The sequence below is a fragment of the Paraburkholderia nodosa genome, from assembly GCF_001718195.1.
Taxonomy (GTDB): Bacteria; Pseudomonadota; Gammaproteobacteria; order Burkholderiales; family Burkholderiaceae; genus Paraburkholderia; species Paraburkholderia nodosa_A.
This window is the reverse complement of sequence record NZ_MCNV01000043.1, coordinates 1-16,949: the sequence shown is the minus strand read 5'-3', so window position 1 is coordinate 16,949 and position 16,949 is coordinate 1. Positions and strand designations below refer to the sequence as shown.

General features: G+C 57.7%; 15 protein-coding genes and 3 pseudogenes. 10 read left to right on the top strand and 8 right to left on the bottom strand.

What is annotated here, in order from left to right; translation table 11 throughout:
- Window positions 1–241: 241 nt before the first annotated feature.
- From BFD71_RS42545 to BFD71_RS36690, 6 genes are all read right to left on the bottom strand, one after another.
- On the bottom strand, window positions 242–670 hold the full coding sequence (locus tag BFD71_RS42545; protein WP_256095080.1) for a UTRA domain-containing protein: 429 nt from the start codon (window positions 668–670) through the stop codon (window positions 242–244).
- 76 nt (window positions 671–746) lie between these two features.
- Window positions 747–974 carry a GntR family transcriptional regulator gene (locus tag BFD71_RS42540; RefSeq protein WP_256095079.1) on the bottom strand — a complete coding sequence of 76 codons (228 nt, stop codon included), beginning with the start codon at window positions 972–974 and terminating at the stop codon, window positions 747–749.
- Window positions 975–1,042: 68 nt separating this feature from the next.
- Entirely contained in the window at window positions 1,043–1,837 is a 795-nt protein-coding gene (gene hutG, locus BFD71_RS36705; RefSeq protein WP_069269096.1) for an N-formylglutamate deformylase, read from the bottom strand.
- Complete coding sequence (locus BFD71_RS36700) at window positions 1,830–2,831, bottom strand: LysR family transcriptional regulator (RefSeq protein ID WP_069269095.1); 1,002 nt, start codon at window positions 2,829–2,831, stop codon at window positions 1,830–1,832. Before BFD71_RS36700 ends, hutG begins: the two co-directional genes overlap by 8 nt.
- Window positions 2,832–2,943: 112 nt before the next feature.
- Window positions 2,944–3,696, bottom strand: coding sequence for a maleate cis-trans isomerase family protein (locus BFD71_RS36695; RefSeq protein WP_069269094.1), 753 nt, complete (start codon window positions 3,694–3,696; stop codon window positions 2,944–2,946).
- Between the two features lie 75 nt (window positions 3,697–3,771).
- The gene (locus BFD71_RS36690) at window positions 3,772–4,476 is read right to left on the bottom strand and encodes a GntR family transcriptional regulator (RefSeq protein WP_083245693.1); all 705 of its coding nucleotides are present in this window, start codon (window positions 4,474–4,476) and stop codon (window positions 3,772–3,774) included.
- A 376-nt stretch (window positions 4,477–4,852) separates the two neighbouring features.
- Between BFD71_RS36690 and BFD71_RS36685 the strand changes: the two genes are divergently transcribed.
- The 10 genes and pseudogenes from BFD71_RS36685 to BFD71_RS36645 form a co-directional block, all read left to right on the top strand.
- A complete protein-coding gene (locus BFD71_RS36685) occupies window positions 4,853–5,995 on the top strand; it encodes a M24 family metallopeptidase (protein WP_069269093.1) in 1,143 nt (380 codons plus the stop codon).
- Window positions 5,996–5,999: 4 nt separating this feature from the next.
- Window positions 6,000–6,209 carry a hypothetical protein gene (locus tag BFD71_RS41080; RefSeq protein WP_141710933.1) on the top strand — a complete coding sequence of 70 codons (210 nt, stop codon included), beginning with the start codon at window positions 6,000–6,002 and terminating at the stop codon, window positions 6,207–6,209.
- The gene (locus BFD71_RS36680) at window positions 6,206–7,549 is read left to right on the top strand and encodes an amidase (RefSeq protein WP_069269092.1); all 1,344 of its coding nucleotides are present in this window, start codon (window positions 6,206–6,208) and stop codon (window positions 7,547–7,549) included. Before BFD71_RS41080 ends, BFD71_RS36680 begins: the two co-directional genes overlap by 4 nt.
- A 50-nt stretch (window positions 7,550–7,599) precedes the next feature.
- On the top strand, window positions 7,600–8,682 hold the full coding sequence (locus BFD71_RS36675) for an ABC transporter substrate-binding protein (RefSeq protein WP_069269091.1): 1,083 nt from the start codon (window positions 7,600–7,602) through the stop codon (window positions 8,680–8,682).
- A gap of 17 nt (window positions 8,683–8,699) precedes the next feature.
- The gene (locus BFD71_RS36670) at window positions 8,700–9,854 is read left to right on the top strand and encodes an ABC transporter ATP-binding protein (protein ID WP_069269090.1); all 1,155 of its coding nucleotides are present in this window, start codon (window positions 8,700–8,702) and stop codon (window positions 9,852–9,854) included.
- Window positions 9,851–11,119, top strand: a complete 1,269-nt coding sequence (locus tag BFD71_RS36665; protein WP_083245692.1) for an ABC transporter permease — start codon at window positions 9,851–9,853, stop codon at window positions 11,117–11,119. The genes BFD71_RS36670 and BFD71_RS36665 overlap by 4 nt, the downstream gene beginning before the upstream one ends.
- Before the next feature lie 2 nt (window positions 11,120–11,121).
- Window positions 11,122–11,976 (top strand): ABC transporter permease, encoded by an 855-nt coding sequence (locus BFD71_RS36660; RefSeq protein WP_069269088.1) that lies wholly within the window; start codon window positions 11,122–11,124, stop codon window positions 11,974–11,976.
- A 282-nt stretch (window positions 11,977–12,258) separates the two neighbouring features.
- A pseudogene (locus BFD71_RS39930) lies at window positions 12,259–13,413 on the top strand (IS110 family transposase).
- 473 nt (window positions 13,414–13,886) lie between these two features.
- Entirely contained in the window at window positions 13,887–14,912 is a 1,026-nt protein-coding gene (locus BFD71_RS36650) for an IS110 family transposase (RefSeq protein ID WP_069269086.1), read from the top strand.
- A 374-nt stretch (window positions 14,913–15,286) separates the two neighbouring features.
- Window positions 15,287–16,363, top strand: a pseudogene (locus BFD71_RS36645) (IS256 family transposase); the annotation flags it as partial.
- Between the two features lie 32 nt (window positions 16,364–16,395).
- Here BFD71_RS36645 and BFD71_RS43110 read toward each other — a convergent pair.
- Window positions 16,396–16,652 (bottom strand): annotated as a pseudogene (locus BFD71_RS43110) (IS110 family transposase); the annotation flags it as partial.
- Between the two features lie 84 nt (window positions 16,653–16,736).
- A partial coding sequence (locus BFD71_RS36640; RefSeq protein WP_176733018.1) for an ATP-binding protein occupies window positions 16,737–16,949 on the bottom strand: 213 nt, incomplete at its 5' end.

Below are 16,949 nucleotides of genomic sequence, written 5' to 3'. Positions count from 1 at the left end.
GACTGGAAACGCTTCCCTTCTGGGGCAGCTATCACTCGAGCAAAACCGAAGCGAGCTAAGATCGCGCTGACCATATTCGACGGTCGGGGGATCATGGCTACATTTAAGGAACTGAAAGCGCAAATGGCCGCGTCGGAGGAGCGGGCGGCGGCCCAGGCGGCACAATATGAGGAAGTGCTTGCGGACATCAGGGGGTGGTCAGCGGTCCCGTCCAGCGGACCCCGCTATCGCAAGTCATGATTCACGGGAAGTCTACCGTACATGCGAGTCGATCGAACGGTGCCTGGACCACGCCGTAGACGGTAATACCCGGATCGCTCGTTTTCATCCTGTACAGGCGGCGAAGCATGGGATATCCGTTCGGTACGTCAAATATTCCTTCGACTGCCCCAGCGGCAGGTGCTGCATCGGTAACTATGTGCGTCTTTTGAATGTGGATTGAGTGTGTCTTTAGTACATCGACTACGAACCGCTCGCCGAATTCCTCGACGATCTCATTATCGATCTCAGGCGAAAGATAGGTTATGTCGTACATGAACGGTGCGCCATCTGTCCAGATCGTTTTCCGAATGCAGAGCATAACGTGATCGGGAGGGGCAAGTGTGTTCATTGTCGGATCAGATATCTTCTCTCGCGTAACCGAAACGGCCTGGATGGTCGTGCCTTGCAACGAAGGCTGCTTCACGTCAAGCTGACACAGCAATCTTGGTTGTCGCTTGACATACGTTCCTTTCCCAGGACTGCGGTCAGTTCTCCGTCCGCTTGAAGAGACCACGCAAGGCGCGCTTTACGGTGATTGAGCTGACGCCAAATTCCTCGCTCAACATGGCAGTCGAAGGAATGGGGGACAACGAGTATGCACCGGACGCAATGCGTCGACGAAGCTCCTCCCGTACTGACTCATGCAGTGATTGCGACGGTTGTATATCGAGTTCCGCCTCAGTACTATGCGCGATGTGAAAACGACCGATCACCCTTGATCGCGGGGCTGGATGCGAGCCAATGCGATGATGTGACCGACGTCTCAGTGGGAGGGGCGATTTTACAACGTATTCATCGCATCGAGCGCGCTTCCGACCATCGTTTTCAACGTCTGCTTAACCATCCGTGCGCGGTGCGAGATCAGCCGGAATGGAGCGACTTCCTCCATGTAAGTGCTCTGGCTCATCTCAAGCTGGATGGCGTGAATACCCTCTTGCGGGGCGCCATAGTGACGGGTGATGAACCCACCCTTGAATCGACCGTCGGCCACCCAGGTGTATCCGCTTCTCGCGGCGCCACTGGTCGCAGCGCGAAGTACGCATTCGGCAGCAGTGCGACCGTCCTGTGTGCCTATATTAAGGTCCGGGAGTTTGCCGTCGAACAGGCGTGGTAGAACGCTCGCAATCGAATGTGCATCCCACAGGAGTACATGCGGATTCTCTCCACGAAGCCGACGAAGTTCCTCTGCAAGACAATCATGATAGGGCTGCCAGTGCGCTTTCACTCGCCAGATTTTTTCATCTGTCGAGGGAATATGGCCGTCCCGATATACTGCTTCACCGCGGAATGTCTGCTCGGGACATAAGCTGGTCGTCAGTTGCCCCGGATAAAGGCTTTCGTCCGAAGACGGCCTGTTCAGATCGATGACGTAGCGGGACACATTCGCACTAAGGACCGTAGCCCCGAGTTCATGCGCGAAATCATAGAGTCGATCGAGGTGCCAGTCAGTGTCGGCAAGCGCTAATGCGGCGTCGGTGTATGTCTCTCGCAGTTCGTTTTGGATATGTATCCCGAGATGTGGGATCGAAATAAGCAGCGGGGCCTTCCCTCGCGTCAATTTGTATATCTCAGTCACGATGAATTTCCGTTACGTTGGAATGTCGTAGTGCGGCTGCAGACATCTGTGGTAACAATTTCTTGAGCGCGGGCCGAATAAGCTCATCAAGAGCGTTCCCCGTGAGTACCGAGATCTCATCGACGAATTCGTCCCACTCGCCACGCCGGTGCAAAATAAAGAATTCCCTTCGACTTAGATTGCTCTTAGGAAGTGGGAACACGACCAGATCGTCGAGATAGTGGCGTGCTTGCCAAAGGCAGAGCGGTGTCGAAATTGCAAATCCAAGATTTGCGCTAACAAGGCTGAGTAAAGGATCCGTCGCATCGAACTCGTAACGACGTGCGCAGTCAATGTTCAGGTGTCGAGCCAGCCTCTCAATCTGCTGTCCGATTACCGAACGAGCTGTATAGCGAATCAGCGGAAGCTCGGCAGCGAGCCGCACCCAATCAGCCTTTTCTCCCCCATGACTTTCAAACCAGCGGCGCGAAGCCACCCCGAGAAAGGCCTCCGACAAAAGCGGCACTTCGATCAGTCGCGTATCGGTGATGGTGGTCTGAGTGCAAACCACAACGTCCACTTCGCGCCGGTGGATCTGGCCGGAAAGCGCCGGGGTGAGCCCGGACCACATTTCAATCTGACGGGTCGATCCGGACACAGCACGGATCAACTCCGGACCCACTGTTGCGGCGAAGGAGTCAACGCACCCAAGCCGGACTGGAAGGGCCTCGCCTCGCGACACGTCTCTTAGCTTGCTGCTGACAGCTTGTGCCTGTTTCAACAGCGGGCCCGCAAGCTCAAGCAAGGCGCGGCCGGCGAGATTTGGTCGGGGTGGGCGACTCTCCCGATCAAAGAGGTCTGTGCTCTGCTCGCGTTCGAGCGACGCGATCGATTGGCTTATCGCACTTTGACTTACTTGCAGCAGCTTGGCGGCGGCGGTCATCGACCCCGATTCACACACGGCGACAAACGCTTCAAGAGCCCGCAGGTCGATAGTTGGACGAGGTCGAGTCATCGGAGACTGCCGAATCGAAGATTGTACGATGAGTGTGTTCAGTGACGATGGCAGCCATCAGAGGCTTGGTCACGTCGTTACTTCACGGGCCGCAATTCGTTCGCATATTCTTTCAATGCTGGGATAGCAGCTGCCCGAATCCACTGATGCGGTCGTCCATTCCGGCAAGTCGCATAACATCCCAAGCGACCGCTTGATTGCTTGTGATGACAGGTTTGCCGGTGAATCGTTCGATCTCGTCGATGACTTCGATTGATCTGAGCGCCCCGCAGCTGATGAAGATTGCATCGGCGTCCGGGCGGTCGAGATACAGCGCCAATTGCACGATGCTATTGGGCGTTACACGCACCATATCGCTGTCTTTTTCAAGTTGAAGGCCGTGGATGGCGAGGACTTCGAAACCCTCGTTTTCGAGGTAGATTTTTTCCAGCTTGTTGATTTCGTCCAGGTACGGCGTCCCAATGACGATGCGTCTGGCGCCAACTGCCCTCAACCCCCGAATGACAGCTGTCACCATACTGGTTGTCTTTGCGTTTGGAGCGCCGCGCGATAATTCTGCAAAGACCTTCTTTTCTCCGACAACCAGACTCCCGGATGTGCATCCATAGCAGATGACATCGAGACTGCCGTCGGGAAGAATCCGTGCCGCGGACTCGGCGAGGCTGGCAGCGATGTTGTCGAGGGATTCCCGCGTGATGCTGTCGGGGTTGGGAACCCGGGTGAAATGGATCCCTACGCCCTTCGGAAGCAGCGTGAACATGTCATCTTCGATCGTCTGCTCGGTTGCGAGCAGTACGAAACCGGCCTTGGCACGATCGTGTCGGCCATTGTCAAATTCGGCTCTAAATACGGAGTCTCTAGTCACGATGTGTGCTCCTCTATATGAAATCCATGGTGATCGAACTATGCGTGGCAGGCCTAATAGCGACGATGCTTTCGACTAACCGGTTATGAAGCGTGCAATTCGGGCAAGTCCAAAGGAGATGTAGTTGCGCTGGACTAGGCCAAGGGCACGCATATCAGCGGCTCGTAACGCGCGGCAGCACTCTTCGAGTTCGCGGTTCAGATATTCAATTTCCTCTTCCCACAGGTCGGTGACGAAGTTGTACCAAACACGTGACGCCTGGAAATAACACCTGTCATGCGTCTGCCGCAGTTCCCTGTTTTTGATCAATTCGTTGATCGAATAATGGAGCTCATGCAGGATCGACCAGAATTCGTCATAATTTCGGGTGCCGTTTGACAACGCCATGGCCCGGGGAATAAGTCCTTCAATGCGCTCAAGTGCCGGGGGGGCGTCGAGAGGGGAGCAGAAATCCCCCAACATCTCACTTAACCGCAGGCGGAAATTGTACGTGTCCCTGTATTCCCGGAAGTCAACGCCGCTAACGAGCGTCCCGACGCCATTCTTGGTTTCGACCAATCCTTCATATTCGAGTCGCTGCAACACCTGACGAATGGGCGTGCGACTGACTTCGAACTCCTCAGCCAGCACATTTTCCCCGAGCAAGGTGCCCGGCGGATAGCGCAGGCTGCAAATGCGATCGCGAACCGACAGGTAAATGTCCGACGTTTGGCCCCGAGGTGCCGTGGCTTTAGTTGTCGGTCGCGGCGCTTTCCCTTTCTGTTTAACCACCCGTGCCATTGATATTCCTCGCAGGACGCCATTGAAGTGCTCATAAGGGCGTCCAGTGGGTTGCCGCACTAGCGCGGCGTATGCCCATCATAGCTACAAACCGCGGCTACATGCAACCTGTACACAGGAGGCAAAACCACCTGGCACACTTTGATGGCGATGAATAAGTTTGTCTTATGAAAGCGCGCGACTGGGTAAGGCGTGGTGGCTAGCGTGTAGTTCATTAAACTATTGAATACAAACAATATTATGGCCATAGAATAGTCGTTATGCATGTTTGATGCCATGAAAATCCTAGGTGAACCACGTACTTGACGGCGAAAATTGTGCTTCCTACAGTGGGACCTGTGTACTTGCTGCATACAGCTAACCAGACGGAGGACACGTGAGCGAATACGAAGGCCGGGTAGGCAGATTGCGCGAAGCACTGCATGCCGCGAATATTGACGTTGCCCTGATCAGCGACCCCGATGCGGTGGCCTATTTCGGTGGTTTCTGGGGTTACCTTGGGATGGATTTCGGCCGGCCGACGCTGCTAGTCATCGCACAAGATCGCGAACCGGTACTGATCACGCCTCTGATGGAATCGGAGATGTGCTCGCTGATGACGTGGATCAAGGATGTTCGCCCATGGTGTGACGGCATCGATGACGAGTGGCGCAAGCCGTTGCGCGAAGTGCTTGCTGCTGCGAAGGTCAAGCGCCTCGGCGTCGAGCACGCGAAAATGCCACCGCTCGTGTCAGGTGCATTGCCTGTCGCCGGGGACCGTATCGTCGATGTTGGTCAGATCATCTTCGATCTGCGGACGATCAAGACTTCGAGTGAAATCGCCACCATGAAGCAGGCTGGGCAGGTGGCGGTTGCCATGGTGGAAGCAGCTAAGGAAGTGGTCCGGGAAGGCGTCCCCGAGTATGAAATCGCACTCGCTGTAATCGCCGGCGGAACGCGCAAGGCGGCGTCATTCCTCGACGAACATACAGACCGGTTTGTATCACCCACGATCTATAACCTCCAAATCCTCCAGTCTGGCCGCGATGTCTGCCTTGTGCATCGCCGATCCTCGGTTCGCAGGCTCAAGCGGGGCGATCCCGTGTACTTGTGTTTCTGTGGTATCGCCAACTTCAAGAACTATAAGCTCGGGTTTGACCGCGAATTCTTCGTCGGTTCCGTGACTGACGAGCAGGCTCGCGTCTACGAAGCGGCCGTGGCGGCACAGCAAGCAGCGCTCACGCAGATCAAGCCTGGGGTGCGCTGCGAGGATGTGAATGCAGCTGCTGAGCAAGTGTACAGGGACGCTGGTTTCGCGGCGGGATACCGCACGGGACGTTCGATCGGTTATTCGTTCCTCGAAACGCCGGAACTTAAGCGCGGTGAGGAGCGCACGCTTGAGGCCGGCATGACGTTCGCTGTCGATGGCGGCATCACGATTGAGGGTGAGTTTGGTGGGCGAGTTGGTGATTCGATCGTTGTCACGACGGACGGCTTCGAGTACCTGACCGACTATCCGCGCAAGCTCGCGGTGGTGTGAAAACATGGCTGATGCAATTTCTCTAAAAACCCTTATCGCAGTGAACCGCGAACTCTTCGGTGGTCGCTGGACGGCAGAAGACCTCTCTGAGTTGGTGGATCCGCGGTTCGGTGTCGTGTCGGATCTGTCCAGTCTCGTGGGGCGACTCGCGGCGATTCGAGCAAAGGATCTCGGCGATGTGGCGCCGCCGTGGGCCGATGGTGCGCGATCATGACACAGGTGCGAGGCACAAACCTCAGAGACATGTCGCACGCGCTTGCGATCGGCGATGCTACGTCCTCGGAGATCGTCGCGCATAGTCTGGCACTCGCGGAGGCGACCAATTCATGGCTGAAAAGCCTGATAACGTTGACAAGTGAATGTGGTTGGGCACAAGCGGCGGCGGCGGATGATCGACGCCGCCGCGGCCAGCCTCGCGGTTTGCTAGATGGCGTTCCATACGTCGCAAAGGACGTTTTCAACACGGCGGGGATCCGGACGACGGCGGGGAGCAGAGTCTATGCGGAACATTATCCAAAGGAGGATTCCGTAGCGGTTCGGAAGCTTGCAGACGCAGGCGCTGTCCTGGTAGGCAAAGCAAACATGCATGAGTTTGCCTATGGCGCAACTGGCGAGAACCAGTTCACTGGCACTACGGTTAACCCATGGGACCGGCGCCGTCTGGCTGGGGGGTCCAGCGGAGGATCGGCTGCGGCTGTGGCCGCAGGCATTGTGCCATTTGCCCTGGGCACCGACACCGGCGGCTCGGTGCGCGTTCCCGCCGCGCTATGTGGGGTGACGGGATTCAAACCATCTTTTGGATTGTTCGACTCCACCGGAGTTATCCCGTTTTGCTGGACGCTGGATCACGTGGGCGTCATTGCCGCAAGCGCAGATGATGTGTCCATTGTCACTGGATGGCTGACCGACCTCAATGTATTCGAGCCAGTCGATTCAGAAAGATCTCTTAGGGTTGGCGTTCTGCCAGAGGCGGCCCTTGTTCTCGAACCTTCGGTCAGAGCGGGCTACAAGTCTGCCATAGCCGCTTTGCGGGGATTGGGGGCCACTTTTCATGAAATTGAGTTGCCCGATGCGGCCGAATCCCGAACTGTATCGCTCACGATCCAGCTCGCCGAAGCGCTGGCGTATCACTCGCCATTGATAGGTGCATCGGTTGACAAGTACGGCGCCGACGTCAGGAGTGGTTTTGTATTAGGCCAGCAGTTGCCTGCCGAGAGTTACGTTCAATGTCAAAGGCTGCTGACTGAGTATCGAGGCACATTTTCACGTCAGTTTGACGACGTCGATTTAATTCTCACGCCGACCTGTCCGATCGTGGCTCCCGAGACTGGGAGCAACCGAGTTCCAATTGGTGACCAGCTATATCCAATCGGGAACGCACTAACACTTTACACCTCGTTTTTCAACCTCGTCGGAGCGCCCGCGATTGCGCTGCCTGCCGGGGCGGACGACAAGGGGCTTCCAGTGAGTGTGCAACTTGTTGGTGCTGCGGGAGCGGACAAGTGGGTTCTTCAGCTAGCCCGGCGCCTGGAGAAAGAACTCGCGCGGATTTGAACGCCTGATTGGTCGTAAAAATAACCTTAACGTGACATCGAGAGGTAAATATGAAACTCCGAAACACATCGAAGCAAGCGCGTGCGTGCCTGTTTGTGGTGCTGGGTGCAGTTCTGCCAGCTGCATCGGCACATGCTCAACAACTGGTTGTCGCCTCTTTTGGAGGTGCATACACTGCCAGTCAGGCCCAAGCATTTTTTGAGCCTTACACTGCCAAAACCGGCACAAAGATTCTGTCGGCGGATTACAACGGCGGTCTCGCGGAGCTTCGCTCACAGGTGCAGGCTAACTCCGGAGCCTGGGACGTGATCGATCTTGAGTTCCAGGATGCTGCCCGTGCCTGCGACGAGGGTTTGATCGATCCGATCAAGGCAAGCTCGCTTGCGCCGTCGCCGGACGGAAAACCCGCCTCCACCGACTTCGTGAACGGCTCGTTGATGGACTGTGGCGTGGGGACCATTCTCTGGTCAAACGTAATTGCGTTCGACAAACGGAAATTTGCCGGCGCCCAGCCGACGACAATCGCTGACTTCTTCGATCTGAAGAAGTTCCCGGGAAAGCGGGGTTTGAGCAACAAGCCGAACGGCAATCTGGAATGGGCTCTGATGGCCGATGGCGTACCTCGCGATAAGGTCTACCAGACTCTGCGAACGCCAGATGGGCTTGACCGCGCTTTCAGGAAACTCGACACGATCAAGTCAAACGCGATCTTTTGGGGAGCGCAGGCGCAATCAGTTCAGCTGCTCGCCGATGGTGAAGTTGCAATGACCGAAGGCGGCAATGGCCGATTCACCGACGCTATTACCAAAGACAAAAAGCCGTTCGGAATCATCTGGCAAGGCCAGATCATCAACGGCGATGTATTTGCGATTTCGAAGGCGAGCAAGAATAAGGCGGCTGCACTTGATTTCATCCGATACGCAACATCGGCGCCCCAGCTTGCGATCCAGACCAAATTCATCAGCTACGCACCCGCGCGCCACTCGGCACTTGCACTTGTGGATGCGTCCCTGCGTGATAACCTGCCGACGTCTCCGGCCAACCTGAAGGTCGGCCTCGCGAACGATACCGGGTTCTGGAATGAAGAGCAGGACGAAATCAACCGGCGCTGGGCCGCCTGGATGGCCCGCTAAGGATCAAGGTAACGCAAATGCTAAACGTTTACCAGCAGCGTATTAAAGGTAGTCCGAAAGCGGCTGACGGTGACCACGTCGTATTCTCGCAGGTCGAAAAGAGCTACGACGGGAACACTCACGTCGTGAAATCACTCTCCCTTGCGGTCAGGCGAGGCGAATTTCTCACGTTACTGGGGCCGTCGGGATCGGGCAAAACGACCACCCTCATGATGCTCGCGGGTTTTGAGGCCCCGACTGCCGGGACGATTAGCATCGACGGCGTGAATCTGACAACAACGCCGCCGCATAAACGGGGCATTGGCATGGTCTTTCAAAACTATGCCTTGTTCCCCCATATGTCGATCGCTGAGAACGTGGCGTTTCCGCTTGCGGCGAGAAAGATTCCAAAGGATGAAATTGTCAGGAAGGTAGCAAATGCGCTGGAAATGGTGAAGATGCAAGACTTCGCGTCTCGGCGGCCGGCTCAGCTCTCTGGCGGACAACAACAGCGGATCGCCCTTGCCCGCGCACTAGTTTTCGAGCCTTCTCTGGTGTTGATGGACGAACCGCTCGGCGCGCTGGACAAGCAACTTCGCGAGCACATGCAGACGGAAATCAAGCATCTCCACAAGATGCTTGGCGTGACGGTCGTCTATGTGACGCATGATCAGGACGAAGCGCTCGCCATGTCTGACCGGGTTGCGATCTTCAACAATGGAATGATCGAACAGATCGGGCCGCCGTCCGAGATCTATGAATCGCCTAACACGGAGTTTGTGTCACGGTTCGTGGGTGACAACAATTTGCTGGACGGCGTTGTTCGCGAATGCTATGCGTCGTCAGACGGCGACTATCGCGCGAAGGTTACTCATGGAGAGTGTCATTTCGAGGCACTGACCGAGAAACCGATTGCCTCCGGGTCGCGCGTGTCCCTAGTGTTGCGTCCGGAGCGGGTAGCAATCGCCTCGCAAGGAGCCGCTCTCGAAAACCAGGTGGACTCCGAAATTATCGATTCAACTTACTTCGGTGACCACGTCCGGCTTACATGCAGGATACCCAGTGGCAACGAAATCTCAGTGAAAGTCGCGAACACCTCAAGTCTCGGATCGCTGCGCTCCGGACAGACGCTTGCAATTGGCTGGCGCTCGGCTGATAGCCGTGCGTTGCTGGCTGCGGGAGGACCGAGATGAGCCCAGTAACAATGGCTGAGAATAGCGCTGACGACGCCTGCCAGGAACAATGGGGCGGCACGTTGAAGAGCCGCGTCCACAGGGCGAGGCGCGGTGAGACACGAAGATCGTTCCTGCTTGTCTTGCCGGTGATCGTGTTTTTGCTGCTGGCCTTTATTGTGCCGATCGCGAAGATGTTTGAGGTCAGCATTTACGATTCAACGCTTCGTGATCTTCTTCCGGCTACGGCGCAGGCGCTAGATAAAGGGTCGAAGGATGGTGCGGGCGACGTGTGGAAAGGGCTGGCACATGATCTCGTGACGGCAAGAGAGAATGGCAATATTGGCATGGTTGCGAGCCGACTGAATGCCGAGCGCTTCGGACTACGATCGACTGTTGAACGTACTGCGCGGCGCGCTGCTGCGGCCGAAGAAGCGCCGACTGAGCAGTGGTTCGCGAGCGTTGATCCGGTCTGGAGCGATCCCGGTCTGCTACCGATGCTTGCGCGCGCAACACGACCCTTCACCTTCGATAACTACCTCGCGGCGCTCGATTTCCGACGAGATCAGCAGGGTAGCATCGTATCGCAACCGGAAGACAGCCAGGTCTATCGCTCGCTCTACCTCAAGACGTTCTGGGTTGCCATTGCCGTGACCGCGTTGTGCGCTGTGATGGGGTATCCGATTGCGTACCTCATGGCAACAAGCTCAAAGTCGACCGCCAACAAATTGATGATTCTGGTGTTGGTGCCTTTCTGGACATCGATGCTTGTTCGCATCACTGCATGGATGGTGATGCTGCAGTCGCATGGGGTGGTCAACGATCTTCTCGTCCTGGCCGGAGTGGTCTATGACAATAACCGCGTCATGCTGATTTATAACCTGACCGGCACACTGATCGCCATGACGCATATCCTGTTGCCGTTTTTCATTCTGCCACTGTACAGCGTGATGGTTGCTGTTCCACCTAGCTACATGCGAGCTGCCCAATCTCTCGGAGCGGGACGTTTCAGTTCGTTCTGGAAGGTATATTTCCCGATTACGCTGCCAGGAGTGGGTGCCGGTGGTCTTTTGGTGCTGATCCTCGCGCTAGGTTATTACATCACGCCTGCGCTCGTTGGCGGCCAGTCTGGGCAGATGATTTCGAACATGATCGCTTTCAACATCCAGACCTCGCTGAACTGGGGCTTGGCGGCGGCGCTCAGCATTGTGCTTCTTGTTGTCGTTCTCGCACTCTACTTTGTGTATAACCGCCTGGTTGGCGCTGAAAACCTTAAGATGGGGTAAGCATGAACGTCCATAGTCAGCCGTTTCGTTCTCCCGTTGAAAAGGGATGGAGCGTGCTCTTCGTCGTGATCTGCGCAGCGATTCTCTTCTTCCTCGTCGCGCCGGTCCTCGTGATCATCCCGCTCTCGTTCAACACAGAACCGTACTTCACCTTCTCCCGAGCGATGTTGCATTTGCATGCTGATGCCTGGTCGCTTCGGTGGTATGAGTCATTTTTTGACAATCCACGGTGGCTGCTCTCGGTCAAAAACAGCCTGATCGTGGGTGTTGCCACAACCATTCTCGCCGCGTCGATCGGCACAGCTGCCGCGCTCGGGCTGAGGCAGCGACTGTTGCCTGGTAGGTCACTATTGATGAGCTTCATTCTTGCGCCGATGGTCGTGCCAACGATTGTCACAGGCGCGGGAACCTACTTCGTATTTGCGAAGGTTGGGCTCGTCGACAACTTGTGGGGTCTGATTGCGGCCCACACTGCGCTAGGCATTCCGTTCGTCGTGGTTACCGTTCTTGCTTCAGTCAGCGGACTGGACCGCTCGTTTGAACGGGCAGGCGCAATCATGGGAGCACCTCCCTGGATGGTGTTTCGCAGAGTAACGCTGCCGCTCATCATGCCGGGCGTGTCGGCCGGCGCTGTCCTGGCGTTCATCACATCGTTTGACGAGGTGGTTTTCGCTCTCTTCCTGCTCCCGAGTCCGCAGTATTTCACGTTGCCGCGGCAGATGTGGTCGGGACTTCGGGAGCAGATTAGCCCGGCAATTCTGGCTGCTGCCACGCTCTGGATTGCGCTCTCGCTCATCCTCATGTGGTCGATGGGCGCGCTGCGGAAAAGGGCCGCACATGTCCGTCGCGCTTCCTGACCGCATCGCGGGATGCTCGAGCAACTCTTATGGCATCCGGCAGGGCGCCTCGCCCCTGCTGGTCGTGCTACCACACGTCGGCTCGGACGTCCCCCCTGACAAGGTCGAACCAGGGTGGGATTCGCTCGGAGGGGAAAGGGCAGAACCGGCTGCCGATGTGATACGGCGCGCAGCAGAAATTGTGAACCTATCCGAATGAAAGATCCTATGAAGCATGGCTGCCTCGACGACCTAGTCGGCGCCTAAAATCTGTGCGTCGACCCAGGCTCATAGGAGAGAATCATGCACGCTGAACCAGCATACACAACGGTTACAGAGCCAATTGTGCTTGCGGAGTCGCTCGAGCTTGCCGCGGCCAAATGGAAGGTCGCGCTACACGACGGGCAGCGTAGCCGACCAGCTGTGCATACTGCGGGACCGTGACGCTGCGGGGCGGCTGCAGGCCGTGCTGGACCTCATCGAGCGGCATAAAGCCAAGTGGATTCTGGCGACGGATGTGCGCGTCGTCGTCAGCTATGAAGCCGGCCCGGATGCGTTCTGGATCTATCGCACGCTGCGGGCTCGCGGGATCGAATGTTATGTGGTCGATCCCGCGAGCATCCCTGTTGAGCGCCATAAGAGGCGCGCGAAGACCGACCGGCTCGATGCAATCAAGCTGGTGATCAACCTGCGCGCATGGCTGCGCGGCGAGCGCGACCGCATGCGCGTAGTTCGAGTACCGTCGCCCCAAGACGAAGCGTCCCGTCATCTGATGCGTGACAGGGCCCAGTTGCAGAAAGAGGTGCTACAACACCGAGATCGGATGCGCAAACTGCTGGCCACACTCGGCTGCTGGGAGAACGTCGAGCACAAGGGCTTCGCCAGCCGGCTCGCTGGAAATGAGGTGCGGTGTCACGACGGCACACCTCTGCCGCCAGAACTGAGCCAACGGCTATTGCGTGAGTGCGAGCGCCTAGCATTCGTCGAGCGGCAATTTGCAGCCCTTGAGACCGCGTTACATGGCAGTTTGCCTGCGGCAGCATCCAGCCGCGTAGAACATCTCACCAACCTCAAGGGCATTGGGCGGGTCGGTGCCCAACGACTCGCGCTCGAACTGTTCTGGAGATCCTTCGATAATCGTCGCCAAGTCGGCGCCTGCGTGGGCCTTGTGCCACAACCGTACGATAGTGGCGACAGTCAGGTAGATCAGGGAATCAGCAAACAGGGTAATCGACGGGTGCGCGCGTTACTGATCGAGATAGCGTGGTCGTGGTTACGATATCAACCCGACAGTGCACTCACCAATTGGTTTTATCAGCGAACGCAGGCTATGTCCTCGAGTCGCCGAATTCGGCGGGTTGCGATCGTAGCAGTCGCGCGCCGACTCGCGATTGCCCTGTGGCGTTATCTGAAGGGGACGGCGTCCTGCCAGAAGGTGCCCAGCTCAAGTCGGCATAGCTCGCACACATTAGACGAAACGCAGCAACTGGCTAGCCGGCTACGCCAGCATAAAGGATCTGAAGTGTACGCGTCCGTGGAAGTCCCTGGTTATCTGTGTGGTAACCGATTGAAAGATGGGACGCGTGCCCCGGAGAAATCTGGGCGAAGCGCGCATGCAGGATGAGGCTGGTCACACAGCGGGCCAGCGGATAGAAGGTGAGTGCAGACTAAGGTCTCACGAGCGCGATTGATCGGCCTCAGATTCGTCATGCACGGTTAGCATGCTCTACCATTGATAACTCGTTGCCAACATGATACGCAATCCCAAATATTGGAGGCCGGACCGTTTGTCAATCTGCTCAGCAGCTTGACAAACGGGTGCTCATAGAAGGGACTTCCCCGTCCCGAGGCTGCGGCGGAAGCCGCGAGTCGGCATCGAAGTGCCATGATGGAGTGTCGAACTACATCAACGCCAACAGGAGGGGAAGTCCATGCCAATTGTCACCGTCGGGATCGATCTTGCCAAGAACGTGTTTGCCGTCCACGGCGTTGATGACGCCGGCAAAGCGGTGCTGATCAAACCTCGTGTATCTCGCGACCAGCTGAGTGCATTGATCGCCCAATTGCCGCCGTGCGTAATCGGTATGGAAGCGTGCTCGGGAGCACACTACTGGGCACGCGTGTTCCAGAAGTGCGGCCATACAGCGAGGTTGATGGCGCCAAAGCTGGTCGCTCCCTACCGGATGTCCGGCAAGCGCGGCAAAAACGACGCGGCTGATGCGGCCGCTATTTGCGAGGCGGTGACGCGACCCAGCATGCGTTTTGTGCCGCTCAAGGACGAGCATCAGCAGGCTACGCTTTGCCTGCATCGGACGCGACAGGGATTTGTCGAGGAAAGAACAGCGACCTACAACCGGTTGCGTGGCCTGCTCTCGGAGTTCGGAGTGGTTCTACCGCAGAGCCCGGAAAAGCTACGGCTAGACACCGCGACTCACCTTGACTCGTTGCCCGGCTGGGCGCGGCGGTGCATCAGCGATTTGCTCGAGCATGCTGGCGACATCGAGGACCGGCTGGGCGAATATGACCGCGCGATTGGCGAGATTGCCCGGGAAGATGAGCGCAGCAAGCGGCTGATGCAATTACGTGGCATCGGTCCAACCACGGCCAGCGCTTTGCTGGCCAGCATTGGTGCCGGGCATGACTTCCGGAATGGCCGGCAGGTCGCGGCGTGGCTTGGGTTGACACCAGGACAGCACAGCAGTGGCGGCAAAGCCCGGCTGGGCAGCATCACGAAAACAGGCGACGCGTATCTGCGTAGTCTGCTGGTCCTGGGAGCTCGTGCCGTGATGGCCAACCTGGGCGACAAGCAAGACCGGTTCAGCAGGTGGGCCAGGAGCCTGGTGGAGCGCCGCCGTTACTGGCGGGCAGCAGTCGCCATCGCAGCCAAGAATGCGCGGATGGCCTGGGCAGTTCTGAAGTACGGCGGCGACTTCAGGCGCGAGCCAGTGGCAGCGTGACGTGCGGAGCTAATCTGCCAACAACTAACACGAACACCACGATAGTACACATGACTGGATAAAAGATCACTTTGCACTGCCAGCGGTGATGTGAAGCGGGTTGGACCCGCGCGGGGCGTACCTGGACAAAATACAGGGAGCTCAATCCCGATATCCGAACGAGGTCCTCGCGCGCGTCTTTCATCAGGGTCCGGACCATTGGTCCAATATGACCGTTTGTAGCATTGCAGTCCTTCACCTTCTCACTTACACCAGCGAAGCAGCGCAGTACGTAAAGACATCAAAGCAACGTTGGGTTTGCAACCGACGGGGAGCCCTTGTAGCCATTTTGTGGGCGAGGCATATCATGAGAGGTAAAGATCATGGATATGCCGATGGACAAGAAACAGAAACGACGCACTGTCGCTTCGCAGGCAGCGGCCCGAGGGCCGCTGCCTGCCTTGCCTGAAGGGCTGCTCGACGAACTGGTCAAGGGGCCGATGACACCCGCGCAGGTCAAGGACCTGATGCTCGCCTTCAACAAGGCCGTCATTGAACGCGCGATGGGCGCCGAAATGAAGCTGCATCTGGGGTATCCATCCGGCGATCCCAGGCCGGATGGCCAGACCAACGAGCGTAACGGTGCCAGTGGCAAAACCATCATCACGGACCACGGTCCACTCAGGGTCGATCTGCCACGTGACCGTGACGGCAGTTTCGAGCCGATACTGATCCCCAAGCACGAACGCCGCTTTACCGGCTTTGATGAGCGCATCATTGCCATGTACGCGCGCGGCATGAGCGTGCGCGAAATCCAGGCGTTTCTGGCCGAAAGCTACGGCACGCAGGTGTCGCCCGACTTCATCAGCTCGGTCACCGACGAGGTGATGGCCGAGACACTCGCCTGGCAAATCCGTCCGCTCGAACCGATGTATCCGGTCGTATTCTTTGATGCGCTTCGTGTAAAGATCCGCAGCGACGGCGTGGTGAGCAACCAGGCCGTGTATCTCGCGCTGGGCATTCAGGCCGACGGCCAGCGTGACGTACTGGGCTTGTGGATCGAGCACACCGAAGGTGCGAAGTTCTGGCTCAAGGTCTTCAATGAACTCAAGACGCGCGGCTGCCAGGACATCCTGATCGCCGTGGTCGATGGCCTCAAGGGGCTGGCCGATGCGATTGGCACGGCCTATCCGCGCACGGCCGTGCAGACCTGCATCGTGCATCTGATACGCAACAGCCTGGAATACGCGAGTTACAAGGACCGGAATGCTATCGCCGCGGCGCTGCGCCCGATCTACACGGCCGCAAGCGGGCAGGCCGCGCAGCAGGCGCTTGAGGCATTCGCTGCAGGCCCATGGGGCACCCGATATCCGACCATTGTGCAATCCTGGCGGCGTGCGTGGGAGAACGTCACGCCGTTCTTCGTGTTTCCACCAGAAATACGCCGGGTCATCTACTCGACGGATGAAATATACAAGCCCCCGCGCCGCACTTCGCCCGTTCGCTATGTCCGCGCTTCCGGCCACCGTATCGGCGCGCCGTCTGATTTGGGGCGCGACTGCTTCCACCGGTTAACAGTCTCTGATAGGTTCGCTCGGACTGCTCAGCCACGGCCCGCTCCTGCTGGAGGACGCTCTTCAGACTGTAGGCGGCAGCCGAACCTTTGCGCGAACCATGCTGCGCCGGCATTCCGGCCTGCAGCTCCAGCGCACGCAGTTTGTGTGCGGTCAACGCCGGACGATCCCACGCGAACGGCTCGTTGTCACGGGGCGGCGTAATCGAGCCGGGGATGGGCGGCGTAATGGAGCCAGCAGAAACGGGGGTAAAGCGCAGATTCGAACGGGCTCAAGAATGCGGTTTTTTGCCCGATTTGGCAACCGCGTTTTCACTGCCTCCTGGCATTGGTTTGGGCTTGCGGAAGCTCTCGCCCTCGATCACGACGCGATAGGCGCCGTGGCGTAGCCGGTCCAGCGTCGCGGCGCCCAGGATGCGGTTGTCGGGAAACGCGTCGCCCCATTCGCTCAGATCTAAATTTGACGTGACGATCGAAGCCGCTCG

Bases quoted from the DNA above. Each gene is read 5' to 3' on its own strand.
- BFD71_RS36700 (WP_069269095.1), bottom strand. From the start codon at position 2,831: ATGACTCGACCTCGTCCAACTATCGACCTGCGGGCTCTTGAAGCGTTT.
- BFD71_RS36690 (WP_083245693.1), bottom strand. From the start codon at position 4,476: ATGGCACGGGTGGTTAAACAGAAAGGGAAAGCGCCGCGACCGACAACT.
- BFD71_RS41080 (WP_141710933.1), top strand. From the start codon at position 6,000: ATGGCTGATGCAATTTCTCTAAAAACCCTTATCGCAGTGAACCGCGAA.
- BFD71_RS36680 (WP_069269092.1), top strand. From the start codon at position 6,206: ATGACACAGGTGCGAGGCACAAACCTCAGAGACATGTCGCACGCGCTT.
- BFD71_RS36675 (WP_069269091.1), top strand. From the start codon at position 7,600: ATGAAACTCCGAAACACATCGAAGCAAGCGCGTGCGTGCCTGTTTGTG.
- BFD71_RS36670 (WP_069269090.1), top strand. From the start codon at position 8,700: ATGCTAAACGTTTACCAGCAGCGTATTAAAGGTAGTCCGAAAGCGGCT.
- BFD71_RS36665 (WP_083245692.1), top strand. From the start codon at position 9,851: ATGAGCCCAGTAACAATGGCTGAGAATAGCGCTGACGACGCCTGCCAG.
- BFD71_RS36660 (WP_069269088.1), top strand. From the start codon at position 11,122: ATGAACGTCCATAGTCAGCCGTTTCGTTCTCCCGTTGAAAAGGGATGG.
- BFD71_RS36650 (WP_069269086.1), top strand. From the start codon at position 13,887: ATGCCAATTGTCACCGTCGGGATCGATCTTGCCAAGAACGTGTTTGCC.